Source organism: Halorhodospira sp. M38, assembly GCF_022227985.1.
Classification (GTDB): Bacteria; Pseudomonadota; Gammaproteobacteria; order Nitrococcales; family Halorhodospiraceae; genus Halorhodospira; species Halorhodospira halophila_A.
On record NZ_JAJNQP010000004.1, the window covers coordinates 64099 to 85593 of the forward strand.

Annotated in this window: 18 protein-coding genes and 2 tRNA genes; 7 read left to right on the plus strand and 13 right to left on the minus strand. The window is 66.9% G+C overall.

The genetic code is table 11. The features are described from left to right. Positions 1-18: 18 nt before the first annotated feature. Complete coding sequence (locus LRA98_RS04165; RefSeq protein ID WP_238632495.1) at positions 19-1923, plus strand: hybrid sensor histidine kinase/response regulator; 1905 nt, start codon at positions 19-21, stop codon at positions 1921-1923. A gap of 34 nt (positions 1924-1957) precedes the next feature. Here LRA98_RS04165 and LRA98_RS04170 read toward each other — a convergent pair whose 3' ends face one another. Next, positions 1958-2524, minus strand: coding sequence for a lipocalin family protein (locus tag LRA98_RS04170; RefSeq protein ID WP_238632496.1), 567 nt, complete (start codon positions 2522-2524; stop codon positions 1958-1960). A 126-nt stretch (positions 2525-2650) separates the two neighbouring features. Here LRA98_RS04170 and LRA98_RS04175 point away from each other — a divergent pair, with 126 nt between their 5' ends. Continuing rightward, entirely contained in the window at positions 2651-4162 is a 1512-nt protein-coding gene (locus LRA98_RS04175) for an SDR family oxidoreductase (RefSeq protein ID WP_238632497.1), read from the plus strand. On the opposite strand, the gene LRA98_RS04180 is transcribed toward LRA98_RS04175, so the two are convergent. After that, positions 4060-4995 (minus strand): DMT family transporter, encoded by a 936-nt coding sequence (locus tag LRA98_RS04180; RefSeq protein ID WP_238632548.1) that lies wholly within the window; start codon positions 4993-4995, stop codon positions 4060-4062. The two genes, LRA98_RS04175 and LRA98_RS04180, sit on opposite strands and share 103 nt — an antisense overlap. Positions 4996-5140: 145 nt before the next feature. On the opposite strand from LRA98_RS04180, the gene LRA98_RS04185 reads away from it, so the two are divergent. Continuing rightward, the gene (locus LRA98_RS04185) at positions 5141-6010 is read left to right on the plus strand and encodes a LysR substrate-binding domain-containing protein (RefSeq protein WP_238632498.1); all 870 of its coding nucleotides are present in this window, start codon (positions 5141-5143) and stop codon (positions 6008-6010) included. 170 nt (positions 6011-6180) lie between these two features. Next, positions 6181-6741 carry a hypothetical protein gene (locus LRA98_RS04190; protein ID WP_238632499.1) on the plus strand — a complete coding sequence of 187 codons (561 nt, stop codon included), beginning with the start codon at positions 6181-6183 and terminating at the stop codon, positions 6739-6741. Positions 6742-6806: 65 nt separating this feature from the next. On the opposite strand, the gene LRA98_RS04195 is transcribed toward LRA98_RS04190, so the two are convergent. Continuing rightward, entirely contained in the window at positions 6807-8735 is a 1929-nt protein-coding gene (locus LRA98_RS04195; RefSeq protein ID WP_238632549.1) for an ATP-binding cassette domain-containing protein, read from the minus strand. A 63-nt stretch (positions 8736-8798) separates the two neighbouring features. Between LRA98_RS04195 and LRA98_RS04200 the strand changes: the two genes are divergently transcribed. Beyond that, complete coding sequence (locus LRA98_RS04200) at positions 8799-9680, plus strand: ATP-binding protein (protein WP_201242179.1); 882 nt, start codon at positions 8799-8801, stop codon at positions 9678-9680. Between the two features lie 38 nt (positions 9681-9718). Here LRA98_RS04200 and LRA98_RS04205 read toward each other — a convergent pair. From LRA98_RS04205 to LRA98_RS04240, 8 genes are all read right to left on the minus strand, one after another. Further along, positions 9719-9795 (minus strand) — tRNA-Arg (locus LRA98_RS04205). Positions 9796-9846: 51 nt separating this feature from the next. After that, positions 9847-9936, minus strand: a tRNA-Ser gene (locus LRA98_RS04210). Positions 9937-9985: 49 nt separating this feature from the next. Next, positions 9986-10201: a carbon storage regulator CsrA gene (gene csrA / locus LRA98_RS04215; protein ID WP_201171118.1), complete on the minus strand. Its 216-nt coding sequence runs from the start codon at positions 10199-10201 to the stop codon at positions 9986-9988. A gap of 123 nt (positions 10202-10324) precedes the next feature. Then, entirely contained in the window at positions 10325-11575 is a 1251-nt protein-coding gene (locus LRA98_RS04220) for an aspartate kinase (RefSeq protein WP_201171121.1), read from the minus strand. A gap of 71 nt (positions 11576-11646) precedes the next feature. Continuing rightward, positions 11647-14238 carry an alanine--tRNA ligase gene (gene alaS / locus LRA98_RS04225; protein WP_201242223.1) on the minus strand — a complete coding sequence of 864 codons (2592 nt, stop codon included), beginning with the start codon at positions 14236-14238 and terminating at the stop codon, positions 11647-11649. A 4-nt stretch (positions 14239-14242) separates the two neighbouring features. After that, positions 14243-14728 carry a recombination regulator RecX gene (gene recX / locus LRA98_RS04230; RefSeq protein WP_201171124.1) on the minus strand — a complete coding sequence of 162 codons (486 nt, stop codon included), beginning with the start codon at positions 14726-14728 and terminating at the stop codon, positions 14243-14245. Further along, positions 14725-15789 (minus strand): recombinase RecA, encoded by a 1065-nt coding sequence (recA, locus tag LRA98_RS04235; RefSeq protein WP_201171181.1) that lies wholly within the window; start codon positions 15787-15789, stop codon positions 14725-14727. Before recA ends, recX begins: the two co-directional genes overlap by 4 nt. Positions 15790-16053: 264 nt before the next feature. Continuing rightward, entirely contained in the window at positions 16054-16554 is a 501-nt protein-coding gene (locus LRA98_RS04240; RefSeq protein WP_201171127.1) for a CinA family protein, read from the minus strand. A gap of 37 nt (positions 16555-16591) precedes the next feature. Here LRA98_RS04240 and mutS point away from each other — a divergent pair, with 37 nt between their 5' ends. Together mutS and fdxA are read left to right on the plus strand one after the other, a co-directional pair. Beyond that, a complete protein-coding gene (gene mutS, locus LRA98_RS04245) occupies positions 16592-19201 on the plus strand; it encodes a DNA mismatch repair protein MutS (RefSeq protein ID WP_238632500.1) in 2610 nt (869 codons plus the stop codon). A gap of 105 nt (positions 19202-19306) precedes the next feature. Next, a complete protein-coding gene (fdxA, locus tag LRA98_RS04250; RefSeq protein ID WP_011814444.1) occupies positions 19307-19630 on the plus strand; it encodes a ferredoxin FdxA in 324 nt (107 codons plus the stop codon). A 14-nt stretch (positions 19631-19644) separates the two neighbouring features. On the opposite strand, the gene xerD is transcribed toward fdxA, so the two are convergent. Together xerD and LRA98_RS04260 are read right to left on the minus strand one after the other, a co-directional pair. After that, positions 19645-20520: a site-specific tyrosine recombinase XerD gene (xerD, locus tag LRA98_RS04255; protein WP_238632550.1), complete on the minus strand. Its 876-nt coding sequence runs from the start codon at positions 20518-20520 to the stop codon at positions 19645-19647. 89 nt (positions 20521-20609) lie between these two features. Further along, positions 20610-21419: a slipin family protein gene (locus tag LRA98_RS04260; protein WP_238632501.1), complete on the minus strand. Its 810-nt coding sequence runs from the start codon at positions 21417-21419 to the stop codon at positions 20610-20612. Positions 21420-21495: the final 76 nt, after the last annotated feature.

Below are 21495 nucleotides of genomic sequence, written 5' to 3' on the forward strand. Positions count from 1 at the left end.
TAGGGAAGGCTCAACGCCATGGTGACCGATCAGCAAACCCTCCTCGAGGTCGCGCAGGCGACCACCGCGATCGGTGGCTGGATGCTCGACCGCTCCACACAGGTCATCCACCTGTCCATGGAGACCCGACGACTCCTCGAACTGCCCCCGGACCGCCCCCTGAACCTGCGCACCGGACTCGGCCTCTACCCGCCCGAGCATCGGGCCACGGTCACCCGAGCCACCCACGCCGCCCTCCACCATGCCCGCCCCTTCCAGGTCGATGTCGATATCCACACCACCAGCGGCCGCCGGCTCCATGTCCGCAAGCTGGGCAAACCGCTGATGGACGACTACGGCAACATCCTGGGCCTGCGCGGCGCGCTGCAGGATCTGACCGACATCAAGGCCGCCGAACGTCAGGCCCGGCGCCTGTCACAGCGCCTGGAGACCACGCTGGAGAGCATCGCCGACGCCTTCTTCCTGGTCGATCCAGCCTGGCGTTTCACCTATCTCAACCGCGAGGCGGAACGCCAACTCAACTGCCGGCGCGAGCAAATCCTCGGCCGCGTGGCCTGGGAGGTCTTCCCCGAAGCGCTGGGCACCGCGTTCGAGGCAAATTACCGCCATGCCATGGCCAAGCGGGATCCAGTGGTCTTCGAGGCCTACTTCGCGCCGGTCGAGACCTGGTTTGAGGCGCGGGCCTACCCCTCCGAAGAGGGTCTGGCGGTCTACTTCCGCGACATCACCCAGCGCAAGCAGGGCGAAGCGGAGATGGCTCAACTGAACGAGGATCTGCGCCAGGCCCGCGAGCGCGCCGAACGAGCCAGCCGGGCCAAATCGGAATTCCTCGCCGCCATGAGCCACGAGCTGCGCACCCCGCTGAACGCCATTACTGGCTTCGCTCAGCTGCTCCACCACACCCCGCCTGAAGCGTCCGCAGACCGGGATCACCACCTTGACCAGATCCTGTCGGCGGGCTGGCACCTGCGCGATCTGATCGGCGACGTCATCGACTTCGCGCAGATCGAGGCGGGTCAACTGGCTGTTCACGCCGAGCCGCTGGCCGTCGATGCTCTCGTGCGCAACAGCTTGGCGATGATCGGCGAGCAGGCGCGGCGCCGCGGGCTCTTCGTGGACTGCCAGGACACTGCCGAACCGGCCCCCTGGGCCCGAGCGGACCCGGTCCGCAGCCGCCAGATCCTGCTCAACCTGCTCTCCAACGCCATCAAGTACAACCGCCCCGGGGGCACGATCAGCGTCTCCTGGTCCGCCGCCGAGCACGGCGTACATATCGATGTCGCGGACACGGGCAGCGGCATCCCCCATGCCCGACGCGAACGCCTGTTCGAGCCGTTCGAGCGGCTCGGACGCGAGGCCGGTTCCATCGAAGGCAGTGGCATTGGTCTATCGCTGTCGCGGCGCCTGGCCCGGATGATGAGCGGCGACCTGAACCTGCTCACCACCGCTCCGGAACGCGGGACCACCATGCGACTAACCCTGCCCCACCACCTCAACGAGCCCTCCCCGTCAAGCGCGGAGATCCCCCTGCGCCTCGATGAGACGAGGCCCGCAGCGCCCATGCGCATCTGCTACATCGAGGATAACGAGCTGAACATGATGGTCGTCCGCGGTCTGATCCGCCGCAAAACGGGGGTCGAATTGGATGAGGCCTGGACCGGCGCCGAGGGCTTGGCGCGCGTCCGGCAGTGTCAGCCCGATCTGGTGCTTCTGGACATGCACCTGCCCGACATGCATGGCCGCGAGGTGCTGCGCGCCCTTCGCGCGGATCCCGAGCTGTGCCGACTCCCTGTGGTGGCGCTGAGTGCCGATGCGGCCAACGAGACGCTGGAAACCGCCGATGGCACCTTGGACGGCTACCTGCTCAAGCCGTTTCGACTGGCCGACCTGGATGCGCTGATCGCCCGATTCGCCCCGCGATGAGCCGGCCAGTGGCCGGATCCGCAGCCGCCGCCGCTCACCCCGATGGCGCCGTGCCGTGCTCCACCCGCTGGAACTCCTCGACATCGAACCCCAGCGCCTCGGCCCGGCCGACCAACTCTTCCAGAATCTGCTCATCGAGTTCCGGCTCCCGGGAGAGGATCCACAGGTACCCACGGGTCGGACCGGAGACCATCGCCCACTCATACGCGTCCTTATCCAGCGCGATGACGTGGTAGCCGCCGCGGATGGGCCATGTGAAGGTCACCGTCAGGCTGGCCACGTCCGGTTCGCCCTGGAACCGCGCGGTACCCTCAATCTCCTGCCACTGCTCATCGCTGGGATCGTACCCGCGGTTGCGTACGCCGAGGCGCCCGTCCTCGCGGATCCAGTATTCCGCGCTGACGTCGGTCAGGCCCCGCTCGAAGCGATGATCGAGCCGTTTGATGGAATACCACTGCCCCGTAAACCGCTCCGCCTCGAACCCATCGACGGGATCCACCCCCGCGGGCAGTCCGGTACACCCTCCGGCTATCGAAAGCGCCCCTGCAAGCAGCAGCAACACCCCGGCTCCACGCAGACAACGCCCCAGGACCCTTGCCATCAACGCCCCCTCCTTCGACCGCATCACCGGGTCATGGTGTCACAGCCCGGAATCAACCGATGAACTTATCGCCCTGATCCGTCATCCTACTGGATAGGAGACCAGACGCAGGGGAAGAGCAGGATCATGGACACGGACCATCCGCAGCACGACTCCGCGGCGAACAACTCCTCGCGTTACGTGGTTTTCGGCGCCAGCGGCTATATCGGCTCCCACCTGGTCGCCGAACTGCTCGAAGCCGGCTGCCGGGTGCGGGCGGTTGCCCGCAACCGCGAGGTGCTCGAAGCCCGCGAGTGGGAAGGGGCCGAACTGGTCGCTGCCGACGCCCTCAAGCCCGAGACCCTAGTACCGGCCCTGCAGGGTGCGGACGTGGCCTACTACCTGGTCCACTCCATGGGCGCCGGCAAGGCCTTCGGGACCCTGGATGTCGAGGCGGCCCGCAACTTCGCGGCTGCCGCCGCGGAGGCCGGGGTGCGTCGAATCGTCTACCTCGGTGGACTGGTGCCCGAGTCGGCGATTTCCGCGCACATCCTTTCGCGGCGACAGACCGGCGATACCCTGCGCGAAGGATCCGTGCCGGTGACCGAGCTGCGGGCCGGCATCATCGTTGGACCTGGGTCGGCGGCGTTCGAGATCATGCGCGACCTAGTGCTCCACCTCCCGATCATGGTCACGCCGCGCTGGGTCTTTGCGCAGTCGCCGCCCATTGCGCTGCAGGATCTTCTTGAGTACCTGCGTCGGGCACCGCAGTGCGAGGAAACCGCCGGAGCCATTCTGGACGTCGCCGGCCCGGAACACCTGACCTACGCCCAGATGATGCGCATCCTCGCCGAGGAGGCGGGACGGCGCCCCCCGAAAGTGATCCCGGTCCCCTTGCTGACTCCGAAGCTCTCCTCCTATTGGCTGCGCCTCGTCACCGCCGTCCCCACACCGATCGCCAGAGCCCTGATCGAGGGGCTGCGTGAGGACTACCGGGCCGATGACAGCGAGATCCGCCGCCTGGTACCCCAGCAGCTGCGGGACTTCCGCGGCGCCGTGCGCGACGTCTTCCGCGCCGAGCGCGAGCGGTCCGTGGCGGCCCGCTGGACCGAGGGCGCCTTCATGTTCCGCAACTACCGGATCGACTACAGCTACTACGCCAAAAAGGCCCACGGCTCCGCCGTCACCACCGCGGAGCCCGATGCCGTCTGGCCCGTGGTCACCGCCATCGGGGGCGAGAACCGCTACTACTACGCCAACGCGCTGTGGAAAATCCGCGAGACCCTGGACTGGCTGGTAGGCGGACCGGGCAGGAACTATGGCCGACGCCACCCGACGGAGCTACGCGTGGGCGACATGATCGACTCTTGGCGGGTTATCGAACTGGAACCGGAGCGGCGGATGACCCTGTGGTTCGGCATGCGCGCCCCCGGCTCCGGCGTACTAGAGATCGAGCTCACGCCGCGAACCGGGGGCGGCACCGAAATCACGGTGGCCAACCACTGGCACCCGGCCGGGGTCTGGGGCCTACTCTACTGGTACGCCCTAGCCCCAGCTCACTCCCTCATATTCTCGGGGCTGGCCCGATCCATCGCCCGGCGGGCTGAGGCTTCTTCCACTGCGTCCGGGTCCCGCTCGGCGGCACCCGACTCGGACTGACCCTCGGCGCTCTGCGCCAGCAGCGCACCGCCGACCACGGCCAGGCCCGCGATCAGCAGAGCCGGCTCCGGCTCGGTAAAGCCGGTGAGAACCAGCAGGACCGCCGAGATGACCGGGACCATGTAGGTCAGCACACCGAGCAGCCCGGTGGGACCCTTGCGCAGGGCGAGCCCCCAGGTCATGAACGCAATCCCGTACGGACCCACGCCGATCAGGGCGGCCGCCAGCCAGTCCGTACCCTGAGGTGCACTGACGCTCTCACCAAGCAGGAGCTGGAGCACCACGGCGATGAGCGCCGCCTGGGCGAACATTCGCGCATAGCCGCGGAACGGGATCGAGCCCGCCTGCGTGAGGTAGACCGAGAACGCCGCCCAAGCACAACCACTGATCACCCCGAAGACGTAAGCGACCAGCGGAGTCTCCACCCCGGCAGGCGCGTCTCCCAGGATCAGCGGCGCCACGCCGACAAACGCCACGACCATCCCGACGAGCACCCGGGGCTGAACCCCGCGCCCGGCCAACCAATTGGCGACAAGCACGAACACCACTGGCCACAGGTACGTGACCAACGTCACGCGTGCTGGCTCCCCCCAGGCCAGCGCGGCGAAGTAGAGGTAGAGCGCTGCCACAAGCGAGAGCACGCCGCCGAGCCAGTAGCTCAGATCCGGGTCCGGCATTCGGCCGTGCGGCTCACGCACCAAAATTGCCGAACACCAAGCGACCGCAGCGGCCGCCATCAGGGCCACTACCGTCGTCATCATGGCCGGCAACTCGGTAAGTTGGCGCAACAACGGCAGACTGCCCCACAGACTTACCGAAAAAACACCAGCCACAAGACCCGAAAGCAGCGCACGGTTCAGCAACGCATGACCTCCTCTAACCTTTTGATGGAACTGAACGGGCCGCGTAATATAGGGCTCATCATTCGATCTTCCAAACGAATCTTCGTAATCAACCGATCACGTTGCTCGATCGCTCATGAAGACACGCATCCTCGATCTAACGCTGCTCCAGACCTTCGTCGCGGTCGTTGAACAAGGCGGCTTCACGGCCGCCGGCGAACAGCTGCACCTTGCCCAATCCACTGTCAGCGCTCACATTACCCGCCTGGAGGAGTTGGCCGGCTACCGCCTTCTGCGCCGCGACCAGCGCAAGCTGGCGACAACCACCAAGGGCGAACGACTGCTCGCCCACGCGCGTCGGCTATTGCAGCAAAATGCCCTCGCCTGGCAGGAGCTTCAGGAGGAGCGCATGGAGGGACGGGTTCGGCTGGGAATCCCCGACGACTACATCATGTTCCTGCCGGAGAGCCTGAGCGATTTCGAGGCCCGCTACCCCGGCATCGAGCTCGAAGTCAGTGGCGGCCTGAGCGTTGACCTGATCGAGCAGGTCCAGGCGGGCCAGCTGGACCTGGCCGTCGTTACCAGGCAACCGAAAAGCCCGGGCGGCGAGGTCCTGCGCCGCGAGCCCCTCGTCTGGGCGGCAGCGGCGGCGTACGCCGCCGAGGAGCGCGAACCACTCCCGCTCGCCCTCTCCCGCCAGGGCGTGTGCACCTTCCGCGAGCAAGCCGTCGAAGCCCTGGAGGCCGCCGACTTCCCCTGGCGCATTGCCTATACCAGTACCAGCCTGGCCGGGCTGCGCGCGGCAGTCCGCTCCGGGCTGGCCGTGACGGTTCTCACCCCTTCGATGCTCGATCCGGATCTGCGCACACTGGGACAGGAGACGGGGCTACCGGAACTGCCCAGCATCGAGCTGGCCCTCCACCGTGGCGCCGGGCGGCCCAGCGAGCCGGCACGCCAGTTGTTCAACACGCTCCAGGAACGACTCGGCAACGTCAGCCACGGCTGACCGACACTGTTAGAAAAACCGATACCTCGGATGCAGAAAAACGCCTCGACTGCTTGCAGCCGCAGACACCGGCGAGTAGGTTAATGCCGCGCTGCTAGCGGATTGCTCCGCGCGAAGCCCCGGGCGCCCTCGCCCCACGCACCGGAGCGGACAACGGAAAGGATTGGCTTATGAAACGCAACGAAGAGATTATCGAAGCGCTACGGATCTACACCAATCGCCGGATCCCGCTGCTTTGGGGCAGCGTTCTGGCGATCCTCTTGGTGGCGCACTTCGTCACCGCCTACCTGGTGGAGCAGTTCTGGAGCGAGCACCTGGCGGTGAGCCCGTGGGTGGCCATCGCCGCAGTGCTGATCGGCATTGCCTTCTTCCTTTACGAGAAGATCGGCAACAAGCTGCGCGCCGCAGAGTTCGAGTTCCAGCGCACGGCGCTGGGCTACTGGGACTATGAACGTGGCTACCAGCAGTCCGAACGAATCCGGCAGGCGGCGCTAGTAGGCTTTCTGGGCACCGTGGTCGTCTACGTCGGGTTCGCCTTCGCGCAGTTCTGTGCCACCGCCGACGACGCCAGCCGCAAGGTGCTGACGGACCTCGCCCCGGGCAAACAGATGGAGCTGCTCAGCAATCCGGAGCAGGCCGCCGTGCTGGGCCTCGGCGCAGCGCTGATCATCGCGGCGCTGGTCTGGATCCACCGGGTCCGCGAGCAGATCCGTAGCGACCTGAGCGCCTGACCCCCTGGCCGGCCGGGTAGCCAGCGCCCGGCCGGCACCCCCGCCTGACATCCGCTTCACGACAGCTACTGACCCGCGGCCTGAGCGGCCTCGACCGCCTCCTCCGCCTCGATCCACTGCGCTTCCAGCGCATCCCGCTCACGCTGCAGTCGACCCTGCTCCTGCAGAAGCCCGGTCAGGGCCTCGTTGTCGCCGCTGTAGAGTTCCGGATCGCCAAGCTGCGCCTCCAAACGAGCCAGCGCCTGATCGCACGCCTCGATGCGCTCGAGCAGTTGCTCGGCGCGCTCGCGCAACGGCTTCAGTGCCGCGCGCTGCTGAGCCTGCCGGCGCCGCTGCGCCTTGCGCTGCTCGGCAGTATGGGCGGCTTCCGGGGTGGCTTCCCGGGCACCACGCCCGTCACCTCGTCGTGGTCCGTCTCCCCCACGGCGCCGCTCGAGCAGCCAGCGGTGGTAGTCGTCCAGATCGCCATCGAAGCCCCGAACACCGCCATCGGCGACCAGCCAGTAGCGCTCAACCGTTGCCCCCAGCAGGCTGCGATCGTGGGAAACCACCACCACCGCCCCGGTGAACCCTTGCAGGGCCCGGGTGAGTGCGTGGCGCATCTCCAGATCGAGGTGGTTGGTCGGCTCGTCGAGCAGCAGCAGGTTCGGCTGTTGCCAGACCAGCAGCGCCAGCACCAGCCGGGCCTTCTCGCCACCGGAGAGCGGCGCCACCGCGGCGGTAGCCTGATCCCCGACAAAGGCGAAACCACCCAGGAAATCCCGCAGCCGTTGGGGCGAGGCCTCCGGCGAAAGGCGCTGAAGATGCGCCAGTGGACTGGCCTCGGGATCCAGCTGCTCCAGTTGATGTTGGGCGAAGTAGCCGACCCGCAAGCCCGACGCCTGCACCATCTCGCCAGCCAGCGGGGCCAGCTCGCCGGCAAGGGCACGCACCAGCGTCGACTTGCCGGCGCCATTGGGTCCCAGCAGGCCAACGCGCTCCTCTTTCGCCAGACTTAGGGCCACCCCGCGCAGGACGGGGTCGGCGGCATATCCCAGATCTACCCCATCCAGCATGATCAAGGGGTTGGCCACGGCAGGCGTGTCGCTAAACCCGAACTCGAAGGGCGAATCTGCGTATGCCGGTGCAACCCCCTCCATACGTTCCAGCGCCTTGATCCGGCTCTGGGCGGCCCGAGCCTTGCTCGCCTTGGCCCGGAAGCGATCGATAAACCGCTGCATGTGCGCGATTTCACGCTGCTGCTTCTCGTAAAGCGCCTGCTGCCGGGCGAGGCGCTCGGCCCGCTGGCGCTCGAAATCGCTGTAGCCGCCGCTGTAGAGGGTGAGTCGGCGCTGCTCGATGTGCAGCACCCCGTCGACGACCCGATCGAGCAACGCCCGGTCGTGGGAGATCAGCAACAGCGTCCCGGTGTACTCGCGAAGCCATTGCTCGAGCCAAAGAACCGCCTCCAGATCGAGGTGGTTGGTCGGCTCGTCGAGCAACAGCAGATCCGACGGCGTCATCAGTGCCTGGGCCAGGCTCAGCCGCACCCGCCAGCCGCCGGAGAACGCCGATACCGGCCGCTGCGAATCTGCGGGGGCGAACCCGAGGCCGTGCAGCAACTCTTCGGCCCGCGCCCGCGCGCTGTAGCCATCCGCCGCCTCGAACCGGGCATGCGCGGACGCGATCCGGTGCCCGTCCCCCGCGCGCCCGGCGGCGGCCACCTCCTGCTCCGCCGCGCGCAGAACCGCATCCCCATCGAGGACAAAGTCCACCGCCGCGCGCTCGAGCGCCGGAGTCTCCTGTGCCATCGAGGCGATCCGCCACCCGCCGGGGTATTCGACTTCGCCGCGATCTGTGGCCAGCTCACCGCGAAGCAGAGCCAGCAGGGTGCTCTTGCCCGAGCCGTTGGCACCGATCAACCCGATCTTGTGCCCCGGGTCGATGGCGGCACTCGCCCCTTCCAGGAGGGGCTCTGGACCGCGGCGCAGGGTGATATCGTGAAAGCGGATCATGATCGCCATGGTAACAACTGAACCAGGACTCAAGCGTGCAACGCCAACGAGAAAGGGAGGGTCATGGACCGCCTCGAACAATTCCTCGACCGCGCCGAGCAACTCCTCGAACGCATCGAACCCCTTCTCCCGCCCGCCGAGGCGGCGCCAGACTGGGACGCAGCCACCGCCTTTCGTTGGCGCCGGCGCGCCGGCCAGGGCTGGCTGGAACCCATCCCCGCCGCGACGCGGGTCGAACTCCGTCACCTGCGGGGCATCGAGCGCCAGAAAGAGACCCTGGTCCGCAATACCCGGCAGCACCTGGCCGGGCTGCCAGCGAACAACGCGCTACTCTGGGGGGCACGCGGCACCGGCAAATCGTCACTGATTCAGGCCCTGCACACCGCCTACGCCGAGCAGGGCCTGCGCCTGATCGCGATCGAGCCCGAGCACCTGACCGATCTACCCGGCTTGCTGCCGCTGCTCGGCCAACGCCCCGAACGGTTCATCATCTTCTGCGATGATCTCTCTTTCGACGCGAGCGACCAGCACTACCGCGCCCTCAAGGCGGTGCTGGACGGCTCCCTGACCTCCAGCGCCGAAAACGCCCTGCTCTACGCCACATCCAATCGACGGCATTTGGTCCCCGAGCACATGGCGGACAATCGCCAGGCGCACCTCAGCGGGGGCGAGCTCCATCACGGCGACGGGGTCGAGGAACGCATCTCATTGTCCGAGCGCTTCGGCGTACGCCTCTCCTTCCACCCTTTTGCCCAAGAACGCTACCTGGAGATCGTCCGTGGCTGGATCGAGTATCTGGGCGGGAGGATCGATGGCGACACCGAGACGACCCGCCAGGCGGCACTGGCCTACGCCCTGGATCGCGGCTCGCGCAGCGGACGGGTGGCCTGGCAGTTCGCCCGCGACTGGGTCGGCCGTCAGGGCCTGGGCGAGCACCACCCGTAAAAAAAGCCCGGCCCTTACGGGCCGGGCTTTTCGGATGCTGGCGCGCCGGGGAGGATTCGAACCCCCAACCTTCTGATCCGTAGTCAGATGCTCTATCCAGTTGAGCTACCGGCGCTATAAAGCGCTTTATTCTGCCGTTGACTGCTTGCCGAGTCAACCGTTGTTTTGGCGGAGAGAGAGGGATTCGAACCCTCGAAGGGCTTTCGCCCTTACTCCCTTAGCAGGGGAGCGCCTTCAGCCACTCGGCCATCTCTCCGTAGGGTGCGTACCTTAAGGGATAGACCCCCTCCCCGTAAACCCTCGAGCTACTGCGAATCGGCACCCTGCCCAGGGGCCGCCTCCGGGACATCGCCATCCTTCTCGTGACGGATCCGCTCATAGATCTCTTCACGGTGCACGGAGACATCCCGCGGCGCATTTACACCGATTCGCACCTGGTTACCCTTGACCCCGAGCACCGTCACACTGACATCGTCGCCGATCATCAGCGTCTCGCCCACTCTCCTCGTGAGTATAAGCATCGAACTTGACTCCTTGATTATGCCACCGCCACCGGCGCCTCTTGAGCGGGCGGCCGCTTCGCCCTCCAGGGCGGTCCGGGACCTAGCCGTCACCTCTTTGCGCCCCGAAGGACCGAAACTGCGCTACTCGTCGGAGAGACCCTCAAGCTCGGCCACGGGCTGGACATCCAACTCAAAGGCCTTGTGCAGGGCGCGCACGCCAAGCTCCAAGTATTTCTCCTCGACAACCACCGAGATCTTGATCTCAGAGGTTGAGATCATTTGGATATTGATCCCCTCGTTGGACAACGCACGGAACATGGTGTTCGCCACGCCGGCGTGGGAACGCATCCCGACGCCGACCAGGGAGAGCTTGACGATCTTGTCATCGCCATAAACCTCCCGGGCCCCCAGCTGTTCGGCGTTGTCCCGGACCAGATCCAGGGTGGCCTGATAATCGCGCTTGTGGACCGTAAACGTGAAATCCGTCAGCCCCTGCTGGCTGATGTTCTGGATGATCATGTCCACTTCGATGTTCGCGTCGGCCACCGCCCCGAGGATCTTCGCCGCGATCCCCGGCGTGTCCGGCACCCCGATGACAGAGATCTTCGCTTCATCGCGATTGAACGCAATACCGGAAATCAGCGGCTCTTCCATTCCCTCTTCCTCGTAGGTGATGAGCGTTCCAGGCCCTTCTTCGAAGCTGGACAGCACCCGCAGGGGGACGCGGTACTTGCCGGCGAACTCCACGGCCCGGATCTGCAGGACCTTGGAGCCTAAGCTGGATAGCTCCAGCATCTCGTCGACCGTAATACGGTCCAACCGCCTCGCCTCGGGCACGACGCGCGGGTCGGTGGTGTAGACCCCATCCACGTCGGTATAGATTTGGCACTCGCTCGCTTCCAGTGCAGCTGCCAGCGCCACGGCCGTGGTATCGGAACCGCCACGGCCCAGCGTGGTGAGCGCGCCTTCCTCGTCGACACCCTGGAAGCCCGCGACCACCACGACACGTCCCCGCTGCAGATCCTCTTGCAACGGCTCAGCATCGATATCGAGGATCCGCGCCCTGCTGAATGAGCTGTCGGTCAGAATCCGCACCTGCGCACCGGTGTAACAGCGCGCCGGACAGCCGATCTGCTCCAGCGCCATGGTCAGCAGGGCGATGGTGACCTGCTCACCGGTGGACAGAAGCACGTCCACTTCACGTGCCGGAGGATCGGAGTGGATCGACTCGGCAAGCTCGACCAGGCGATTGGTCTCACCGCTCATCGCGGAGACGACGACGACCACGTCCTCTCCGGCCTCGCGGCTGGCCTTGACCTTCTCGGCCACTGCCTGGATGCGCTCGGTCGTCCCGACCGAAGTTCCACCGAATTTTTTGACTACCAGCCCCATGGGCATTCCTCAGCTAGCAGGGGCGCCTCACCCTCCTATTGAAAGCATTATAGGATGGTTATAAGACGCCATTAAGTCAAGTTATCCTTAATCCAGGCTTCTACAGAAGCCAACGCATCATTGACGCGGCTTGGGTCTTTCCCGCCCGCTTGGGCGAAGTCCGCCCGTCCTCCGCCACGCCCCCCGACCTGGGCGGCGACATGATTAACCAGATCACCGGCGGAGAGGCGATCGGTCAGATCCTTGGTCACGCCCGCGACCAACTGAACCTTCTCGCCCTGGACCGCCGCCAGCACGATCACCCCGCTACCGAGCTGGTTCTTGAGCTGATCCAGTGTATCCCTCAACCCCTTGCCACCCCCCTCAACGCAGGTGGCCAGGAAGCGGACACCGGCAACCTCGCCAGCATCGTCTAGCAGTGACCGACCGGCCTGGGTCGCGAGCTTCTGCTTGAGGCGCTCAATCTCTTTCTCCTGCTCGCGGGCGCGCTCGCTGAGCTGCTCGACTTTCATCACCAGGTTGTCGGGACCCACCCGCAACAGATCCGAGAGGCGATTGAGTCGCTCCTCGGCCTCTTGGACCCAGCCAAGGGCACGCTCACCGGTCAACGCTTCGATACGGCGCACCCCGCCGGCAACGCCGGTCTCGTCAACAATCTTGAACAGACCGATGTCACCGGTCCGCGCGGCGTGGGTGCCGCCACAGAGCTCCCGGGAATAATCACCCACCGAGATCACCCGCACCGTATCCCCGTACTTCTCACCGAACAGGGCCATGGCCCCGGCCTGCACCGCTTCCTCGTAGGCCATGTTCGCGGCCTCGACGGGGTGGTTGGTGAGGATCTCCTCGTTGACGCGCGCCTCGATCCCCGCCAGCTCTTCGCGCGACGGCGCCTCGTAGTGGGAGAAATCGAAACGCAGCCGGTCCGGTGCCACCAGAGACCCCTTCTGCTGGACATGGTCGCCGAGAACTTCGCGCAGGGCTGCGTGCAGCAGATGGGTGGCAGAGTGGTTGCGCACGGTCGCTTCGCGAGTCCCGCGATCCACCCGAGCGGTCACTTGGTCCCCTACGCCCAGCTGGCCCGCCTCAAGCCGCCCCAGGTGGCCGTGGGCGTCTCCCTGCTTGACGGTGTCCTCTACCCGGAAGCGTAGCCCGTTGGCCAGGATCTCGCCGCGATCGCCCACCTGGCCACCCGATTCGGCGTAGAACGGGGTCCGGTCAAGAACCACCATGCCCTGCTCACCAGCCTGCAGCTGCTGCACCGAGCGGCCATCCTGATACAGGCCGGTCACCGAGCCGACATCCTCCAGCGTCTCGTAGCCAGTAAAGCGACTCTCCCCGGCATCGACCACTTCTTCGCGGGCACCGCCGAACCGGCTCGCCGCCCGCGCGCGCTCGCGCTGCTCGGCCATGCGCGCCTCGAAGCCTTGATCATCCACCTCCAGGCCGCGCTCGCGGGCGATATCGGCGGTCAGGTCCACCGGGAACCCGTGGGTGTCGTAGAGCTTGAACACGACCTCACCGTCGATCACCCCGCTGTCGCTGCCCGAAAGGTAGTCGTCGAGCAGCGCGAGACCGTCCTCGAGGGTCTCGCGAAAGCGCTTCTCCTCCTGGAAAAGGATCTTCTCGACAAACTCCCGGCGCTCGCGAAGCTCAGGGAACGCCTCCCCCATGACCGTGTCGAGCGACTCGACCAGGCGATAGAAGAACGGCTCATCGATGCCCAGCTGGTAGCCGTGACGCACGGCCCGGCGAATAATGCGTCGCAGCACATAGCCGCGCCCCTCCGTGGAGGGCAGCACCCCGTCGACGATCAGGAAGGAGCAGGCCCGGATATGGTCGGCGACCACCTTGAGCGACGGCTTGCGCCGGTCGGCCACCCCGGCGATCTCGCCGGCAGCATCCAGCAACGGCGTGAACAGGTCCGTCTCGTAATTATCGTGAACGCCCTGCATGACCGCAGCCAGACGCTCCAGCCCCATGCCGGTGTCGATGGATGGGCTCGGTAGCGGGTGCAGATTGCCCTCGGCGTCGCGGTCATACTGCATGAAGACGAGGTTCCAGACCTCTATATAGCGGTCGCCGTCTTCGTCCTCGGACCCCGGCGGACCGCCCGCAACCTCGGGGCCGTGGTCGTAGAAGACCTCGGAGCACGGACCACAGGGGCCGGTATCGCCCATGGACCAGAAGTTATCGTGGGCACCGATGCGCCGGAAGCGCGCCGGATCCACGCCGATCTCTTCCAGCCAGATCCGCGCCGCCTCGTCATCGTCCTCGTAAACCGTAACCCAGAGCCGTTCGGCCGGAAGGCCGACCACCTCGGTGAGGAATGTCCAGGCGTAGCGGATGGCATCCCGCTTGAAGTAATCGCCGAACGAGAAGTTGCCAAGCATCTCGAAGAAGGTGTGGTGCCGGGCGGTGTAGCCGACGTTCTCAAGATCGTTGTGCTTACCGCCGGCGCGCACGCAGCGCTGGCTGCTCGCGGCCCGCTGGTAGCCGCGCTGCTCCCGCCCGAGAAACACCTCCTTGAAGGGGACCATCCCGGCGTTGGTAAAGAGCAGCGTCGGGTCGTTGGCCGGCACCAACGGCGAACTCGGCACGACCTCGTGCCCCCGCTCCCTGAAGAACTCCAGGAAGGCGGCGCGCAACTGCGCCGATGTCATGTTCTCACCCATACGGGCCCCTTTCGTCGTCTTCGTCCGCGGCGGCCACAGCCGCACGCACCTGTTCTGCCGTAAACCCGCGCCTTTGCAGGAATTGCGCCTGCCGCAGCGCCTCTCGACGATCCGCAGGAACGACCGCGCCGAAGCGACGCTGACGGACCGCGCGGGCCTGCTCCCACCAATCGACACCGGCGTCCGCCAGCGCCTCGTCGATCACACCGCCGATCACTCCGCGCTGGCGAAGCTCCTGCGCGATACGCACCGGACCCTGGCCCCGCTCGACGCGGCTGCGCACAAAGACTTCCGCAAAGCGCGTCTCGTCCAGCAACCCCTCATCGACCAGGGCCTCGAGCACCGGCTCCACCTCGCCCGGATCGAAACCGCGGCGGGCCAGCTTCTGCGCCAGCTCACGCCGCGTGTGCTCGCGCCGGCCCAGCAGGCGCAGGGCTACATCCCGCACAGCCCCGGGCTCCACCCCGGCTTCGCTCATGCCCCCTTGCCGGAGTCCGAATCCGAGCCGGAACCGTCGCCCTCGGTCGCTTCGGCCTCGGGAATAGCCGTACCGAGGACCTTCTCGCGGATGCGGGCCTCGATGTCGGCGGCGATCTGCGGATTGTTGCGCAGGAATTGCCGGGCGTTGTCCTTGCCCTGCCCGATGCGATCCCCGTTGTAGCTGTACCAGGCACCGGACTTGTCCACGAACCCTTGGGCGACGCCCATGTCGATGATCTCACCCTCGCGGGAGATCCCCTCGCCGTAGAGGATCTCGAACTCCGCCTGCTTGAACGGCGGTGCCATCTTGTTCTTGACCACCTTGACCCGGGTCTCGTTACCAAGGACCTCGTCACCTTTCTTGATGGCCCCGAGGCGGCGGATGTCCATGCGCACCGACGAGTAGAACTTGAGCGCGTTGCCACCGGTAGTGGTCTCGGGGCTGCCGAACATCACACCGATCTTCATGCGGATCTGGTTGATGAAAACCACCAAAGTGTTGGAGCGCTGGATACTGCCGGTGAGCTTGCGCAGCGCCTGGGACATCAGCCGCGCCTGCAGACCCACGTGGGAATCGCCCATCTCGCCTTCGATCTCGGCCTTCGGCGTAAGGGCGGCCACCGAGTCGACCACCACCACGTCGAGCCCTCCCGAGCGGACCAGCATATCGGCGATCTCCAGCGCTTGCTCGCCAGTATCCGGCTGCGAGACCAACAGGTCGTTGATATCCACCCCCACCGCCTCGGCGTAGTCCGGATCCAGCGCGTGCTCGGCGTCGACGAACGCCGCCGCGCCACCAGCCTTCTGCGCCTCGGCGATGATGTGCAGGGTCAGGGTCGTCTTCCCGGACGACTCCGGCCCGTAGATCTCGACCACCCGCCCGCGCGGCAGACCACCAATACCCAGCGCCACATCCAGGGCCAGTGACCCGGTGGAGATGCTCTTGACATCCCCGCGCACGGCGCGGGCGTCACCCATGCGCATGACGGCGCCTTTGCCGAACTGCTTCTCGATCTGCCCCAATGCGGCGCCGAGCGCCTTCTTGCGATCGTCATCCATTTCCGAATCCACCTCGTCGCGTGATTGCCCCATGATGACGGGCTCCGGCGCCCCCTCGACCCGGTCTGCGTCCCTGCCACCGGCCCGCCGCCAGGGTCGCGGATTATTCCACAACCCGGCCGAGTCTTTCACCCGGCACCATCGAACGATTCTAACAGCCCCGCCGGCATCCTTGGCGCCGTCACGCCCCCTGACTCGAGGTATCGGCCGCTAGCGCCCAGCGCTGGAGTATCTGATATAGACGCGGCCTGTCCGCACCACCGCTCAAGCCGCCCCCCGGCAACGCTCCAGCAGCCCTTCAAGGGCCATAGCCACGCTGGCCCGGCGCACGGCGTCCCGATCCCCTGGGAACCGGTACATCCGGGCCTGGACCCCGGCCGGCGACCCCCAGGCGATCCACACCGTGCCCACGGGCTTGGCCGCCGTCCCGCCCTCGGGGCCGGCGACACCAGTCACCGCCACGCTGTGAGTCACCGGCGCGCGGCCCAGCACCCCAAGGGCCAACGCCTCGGCCACTTCCTGGCTGACCGCGCCGTGCTGCTCGATCAGTCGCTGCGGGACGCCTGCCAACTCCCGCTTGGCCGTATTGCTGTAAACCACCAACCCACGCTCGAACCAGCTGGACGCACCACCACCATCGGTCAGGATCTTGGCCAGCAACCCGCCCGTGCACGACTCCGCCACCGCCAGACTGAGGTCGTATCGCTGCAACGCCTCACCAACCTGTCGCGCGTGCTCTTGCAGTGTGCGGTCGTCGTGTACCATATCTCCCCCTCATCCAACGCGGCACCGGAATCACCCCATGGCAGCAGCTACCCAAGAGGCCGAAACCGCCGAGGCAGGCGCCGGACACACCCCGATGATGCGACAGTTCCTGCGCATCAAGTCGGAGTATCCGGAGACTCTGCTGTTCTACCGGATGGGTGATTTCTACGAACTATTTTATGAGGATGCCGAGCGCGCCGCGAAACTCCTCGACATCACCCTGACCACCCGGGGCGAATCAGCGGGCGCGCCGATCCCGATGGCCGGCGTGCCAGTCCAGTCCGTCGAGAGCTACCTCGCCCGCCTGGTCCGGCTCGGCGAGTCGGTGGCCATCTGCGAGCAGATCGGCGATCCCAACGCCGCGAAGGGGCCGGTGGAGCGCCAGGTGGTGCGGGTGGTCACCCCCGGCACCCTGACCGAGGACGCCCTGCTCGAGGAGCGCAGTGCCAACCTGCTCACCGCCGTGGCCCCAGGGCCCAAGGGCCGATTCGGCGTGGCTTCCCTAGAGCTCTCCTCCGGGCGCTTCTCGGTGCTCGAAGCACCCGACCAGGAGTCCCTCGCTGCCGAGCTCGAGCGCCTAAGGCCCGCGGAACTCATCCTCCCCGATGATGACCAGACTCCGGCGCCGGAGGGGGGATGCGTGGCACAGCGCCGCCCGCCGTGGCACTTCGAGCACGATACAGCCCGGCGCCTGCTCCTGCGCCAGCTGGGCACTCACGACCTCTCCGGTTTCGGCGCCGAGGAGCTGCACGCCCCGGTGACCGCCGCCGGTGCGCTCCTGCAGTACATTAATGAGACTCAGCGGGCTGCCCTGCCCCACGTGGGCGCCCTGACCGTCGAGTCGAGGGACGAGGCCATCACCATCGACGCCGCCAGCCGGCGCAACCTGGAGATCGAGCGCAACCTCTCCGGGGGGACCGAGCACACCCTGGCTTCGGTGATAGACACCAGCGTCACCGCGATGGGCGGCCGGCTGCTGCGCCGTTGGCTCCAACGCCCCCTGCGTCAGAGCGGGACCATCGCTGCCCGCCATGCCGCCGTGGCTGCCCTGGCCGACGGTGCCTTCGCCGACGTGCGCAACGCCCTAGAAGGCTGCGCCGACGTCGAGCGCATCCTCGCCCGGGTCGCCCTCGGCACGGCGCGCCCTCGGGATCTGACCGGCCTGCGCGATGCGCTGGAGCGTCTGCCCCAGCTGCAGATCCTTCTCGGGCAGCTCAACAGCCACCGCCTGCAGGAGCTTGGGGTCGAGCTCGATGAACACCCGAAGACCGTCGACCTGCTGCAGCGGGCGATCATCGATGCACCGCCGGCAACCGTGCGTGACGGCGGCGTCATTGCTGACGGCTTCGACGGCGAACTCGATGAGCTGCGCTCGATGTCGCGCAATGCCGATGACTACCTGGCTGCGCTGGAGGCCGAGGAGCGGGCGGCCACCGGGGTCCCGACCCTCAAGGTGGGCTTCAACCGAGTCCACGGCTACTACATCGAGGTCAGCCGCAGCCAGAGCAGCCAAATGCCGGAGCGCTACACCCGCCGCCAAACCCTCAAGGCGGCCGAGCGGTTCATCACCCCGGAACTCAAGCGCTTCGAAGAGCAGGTCCTTTCCGCCCGCGAGCGCGCCCTGGCCCGCGAGAAGGCGCTCTACGAAGAGCTGGTTGCCGGCCTCGCCACCGAGCTAACCCCCCTCCAGCACAGCGCCGCCGCACTGGCCGAGCTAGACGCCCTGGCCGCCTTTGCCGAGCGGGCCCGGACCCTCGACTATGTCCAGCCGGAGCTGGCCGACACCCCCGGGGTACGCATCGAGGGCGGCCGGCACCCGGTCGTCGAACAGGCCCTGGATGCCCCCTTTGTGCCCAATGACGTCCGCCTGGACAACCGCCGGCGCATGCTGCTGATCACCGGTCCGAACATGGGCGGCAAATCGACGTACATGCGGCAGACCGCCCTGATCACGCTGTTAGCCTACGCCGGCGCCTTCGTCCCGGCGCAACGCGCGGTCCTGGGCCCCATCGACCGCATCTTCACGCGCATCGGTGCCGCCGACGACCTTGCCTCGGGCCGCTCCACCTTCATGGTGGAAATGACCGAAACGGCCAACATCCTCCACAACGCCACCGCCGAGAGCCTGGTGCTGATGGACGAGATCGGCCGCGGCACCAGCACCTTCGATGGCCTGGCCCTGGCCTGGGCGACGGCCGAGCGCCTCGCCACGCGCATCCGGGCCTTCACGCTGTTCGCCACCCACTACTTTGAGATGACCGCCCTGGAGCAAATCCACCCCGGGGTCATCAATGTCCACCTGGAGGCCGCCGAACACGGCGAACGCATCGTCTTCCTGCACGCCGTGCGCGACGGCCCCGCCAACCAGAGCTACGGACTGCAGGTGGCCGCCCTCGCCGGGGTCCCGCAGGAGGTCCTCCAGGCAGCTCGGGAGAAGCTGCGCAGCCTCGAGTCGGGCGATGGCGACGACAGCGGCTCCGCCCAGCTGCCGCTGTTCGGCCCCGAACCGGTCCTGCAGCCGCCGGCGCAGCCGGAGCCCGAACCGGACCCGGTCCGCACGGCGGTCGAAAACCTTGACCCGGATGGGCTGACCCCGCGGGAAGCCCTCGAGACCATCTATTGGCTGAAGGGACAGTGCGAGGAGTAGGACCGCGGTGCATGAGTCGTTAGAATGCTCGCCGCGGGTAGGGTGCCCGGTTGGGCACCATCACCTCCCAGGTGAAGGACCTGAAACGGCAACGGAGCCAGTTACATGACCTACGTCGTCACCGAGAACTGCATCAAGTGCAAGTACACCGACTGCGTGGAGGTCTGCCCCGTGGACTGCTTCCACGAGGGGCCGAACTTCCTGGTCATCGACCCGGATGAGTGCATCGACTGCACCCTCTGCGAGCCGGAGTGCCCGGCCGAGGCTATCTACTCCGAGGACGACCTGCCGCCGTCCATGGAGCACTTCCTAGAGCTCAACGCCGAGCTCGCCCAGAAGTGGCCGCTGATCACCGAGAAGAAGGATCCGCCGCCGGACGCCGAGGAGTGGGACGGCAAGCCGGACAAGCTCCAGCACCTGGAGCGCTGAGCCTCCGGCCGGGTTCAGCCGCGCGGGTGGTGCGCGGCATGGAGCTGTTGCAGACGCTGCCGGGCCACGTGGGTGTAGATCTGGGTGGTGGACAGATCGGCGTGGCCCAGCAGCATCTGTACAGCACGCAGATCCGCACCGTGGTTGAGCAGGTGCGTGGCGAAGGAATGGCGCAGCGTGTGGGGCGAGATGGCCGGATCGATCCCCGCTTCGACGGCGTAGCGCTTGACCCGGTACCAGAAGGCCTGACGCGTCAGCCCTTCTCCGCGGCGCGTCACGAATAGGGCTTCGGCCACCCGACCACCAAGCAGCAGCGGACGCACCTCATCCAGGTATCGGCGCAGCCAGTCCAGGGCCTCCTCGCCTAGCGGGACCAGACGCTCCCGCCCCCCCTTGCCGACGACCCGCACCAGACCCTGGCGCAGGCTTACCCCGTCCACCCGCAATGCCACCAGCTCCGAGACCCGAAGCCCGGTGGCGTAGAGCACCTCAAGCAGACAGCGGTCCCGCAGTCCCAGCGGCTCGTCGGTATCCGGCGCAGCAAGCAGGGCCTCGACCTGGCGCTCGGTCAGCGTGCCCGGCAGGGGGTGGCCGAGACGGGGCGCCTCGACCTCGGCGGTGGGATCCTCGCCACGGACCCCGGTCGATACCAGCCGGCGATAGAAGCGGCGCAGGCTGCTGAGCAGACGCGCCGTGGTCCGCGGCCGCGCCCCGGCGGCCACCCGCTCGGCCAGATAGGCCAAGACATCGCTGCGCTGCGCCGTGGCAAGCCCGCCCCCGTGGCGCCGGTCAAGGAACGCGGCAAACCCCTCCAGGTCCGAGCGATAGGCCGACAGGGTCGCATCGGAAAGCCCCTGCTCGGCCCACAGGGCGTCGAGAAAGCCCTCGATCTGCGCGGCATCCTCGGCGCCGGGGGCGGGCCGCTGCCGCGGCCGTCCCCGGCGCTCCCCACCTTCGACCCCCTGGCTCCGCCGTCGGCTCAGCGCGCACCTCCATCCCCGGTGGTCGTCCCCTGCCCGTGGGCACCGCTACCAGGCCCGTGCCCCTCGCTGTATCCAAAGGCACGCAACAGCTCCAGCGGAAGCGGGAAGACGATCGAAGAACTCTCATTCTCGTTGGCCACGGTGACCAGGGTCTGCAGGTAGCGCAGCTGCAGCGAGGCCGGGCTCTGGCCGAGCACCTCGGCGGCATCCCGCAGCTTCTCGGCCGCCTGCATCTCGCCTTCGGCGTGGATGACCTTGGCCCGCCGGGCACGCTCGGCCTCGGCCTGCTGGGCGATGGCCCGGATCATCGACTCGTCGATATCGACGTGCTTGATCTCCACGTTGGCGACCTTCACGCCCCAGTAGTCCGTCTGCTGATCGAGGATCTCCTGGATGTGCGCGTTGAGCTTGTCCCGCTCGGCCAGCATCTCGTCGAGTTCGTGCTGGCCGAGGACCGAGCGCAGGGTGGTCTGCGCCAGCTGACTCACCGCCGTGAGGAAATCCTCGACATTGATGATGGCCCGCTGCGGGTCGATGACCCGGAAATAGAGCACGGCGTTCACCCCGACCGAGACGTTATCCCGAGAGATGACATCCTGGCTTGGCACATCCATCACCACCGTGCGCAGATCCACGCGCACCATCTGCTGGATGAAGGGGATGACCAGGATCAGCCCCGGCCCCTTGACGCTCCAGAAACGACCGAGCTGGAAGATGACGCCCCGCTCGTACTCGCGCAGGACGCGAATCGCCGAGACGACGATCGCCAGCAGCACGGCGAGGACGACGATAAGAACGGTTTCCATGGGTATCCCCCTTGTGCACGGCACGATTGCGCCCTTCCAGCATAGTCGCCCCCGGCCCGGGCTCGCTACCCGTAGA